The following is a 1,340-nucleotide window of genomic DNA, read 5'->3' on the forward strand; positions in this document are numbered from 1 at the left end:
GCGGAGTCGTGGACACCGTCGTCGGGGTCGTAGAGGGTGTGGGCGAGTTTCCTCATGCTGATCTCTGAGAGATACCGACGCTCACCGTACTGCCACTCCTCATGCTGTTCGGCCAGGACAGCACCGATCAGCCGGGTCACCGACGCCCGGTCGGGGAACACCTGGACAACGTCAGCGCGCCGCTTGATCTCCCGGTTGAGCCGCTCAATCGGATTGTTCGACCAGATCTTCTGCCAGTGCTCCACCGGCATGCCGGTGAACGCGGTCAGGTCCGTTTCCGCGGCGGTGAGCATGTCGGCGACGTCAGGGCACGAGGACCTCAGTGCGGTGGTGACCTGCTTGTACTGGGCGACCAGCGCCTGCGGATCGGTCTGGGCGAATACCGCGGAGATCAGCGCGTTGATCGGCTTGGAGTGCCTTGAGCCCAACTTCTGGGTGACGTTGCGGGCGAAGTGGACCCGGCAGCGTTGCCAGCCGGCCCCGGGCAGGATCGCTGTCGTCGCGGCCTTGATACCGCTGTGTGCGTCGGAGATGACCAACGCCACACCTAACGGATCGGTATCGGTGGAGACCTTCAGGCCGCGTTCACGCAGGTTGCGGAGGAATTCGGTCCAGAAGTCGGTGGATTCGGAATCGCCGACGGCCATGCCGAGGATCTCTCGACGGCCCTGGGCAGATACGCCGGTGGCCACGACAACGGCCTGGGAGATGACCCTGCCGCCTTTGTTGTGGACCCCGCCGCCGCGGCGGACGTCGACGTAGGTCGCGTCGAGGTAGACGTAGGGGAACCAGGTGTGGGTCAACGGTCGGGTGAGGAACTCCTCGACGGCCTCGTCGATGTCGGCACAGATCCGCGAGACGGTGGACTTCGAGATTCCGGAGTCGATGCCGAGAGCTTTGACCAGGTCATCGACTTTGCGGGTGGATACTCCGTCGATGTAGGCCTGGCAGATGACCGCGTGCAGGGCTTTGTCGACCCGGCGTCGGGGCGACAGCAGCGAGGGGAAGAAGGACCCGTGCCGCAGTTTCGGGATGTTGATGTCCACATCGCCGGAGGTGGTGGAGATCTTCTTCGACCGGGTGCCGTTACGCCGGTTCTTGCGTTCGCTGGTGCGTTCGTAGGGGGCGGCGCCGATGGTGGCGGAGGCTTCGGCGTTGACGAGGTCTTGGAGGCCGGCCTGCATCAGTTCGCGGAACATGTCGTTGTGGGCGACGTTGGGATCGTCGAGGAGTTTCTGGATGAGCGTGGATACGGCAGAATGGGGTGTGGCCATCGTGGGCACAGCTCCTTTGTGGATTCTTTAGGCGGAACCTACAGAGCTTCCCGCGGTGGCCTTCAC

At 64.0% G+C, this 1,340-nt stretch carries 1 protein-coding gene; it reads right to left on the reverse strand.

The window, feature by feature from the left end:
• Positions 1–1,274 (reverse strand): IS256 family transposase (locus ACTXPP_RS14070; protein ID WP_443342732.1); only part of this gene is annotated, 1,274 nt, incomplete at its 3' end.
• Positions 1,275–1,340: the final 66 nt, after the last annotated feature.

Source organism: Candidatus Corynebacterium faecigallinarum (assembly GCF_052264515.1).
In the GTDB taxonomy this organism is placed as follows: Bacteria; Actinomycetota; Actinomycetes; order Mycobacteriales; family Mycobacteriaceae; genus Corynebacterium; species Corynebacterium faecigallinarum.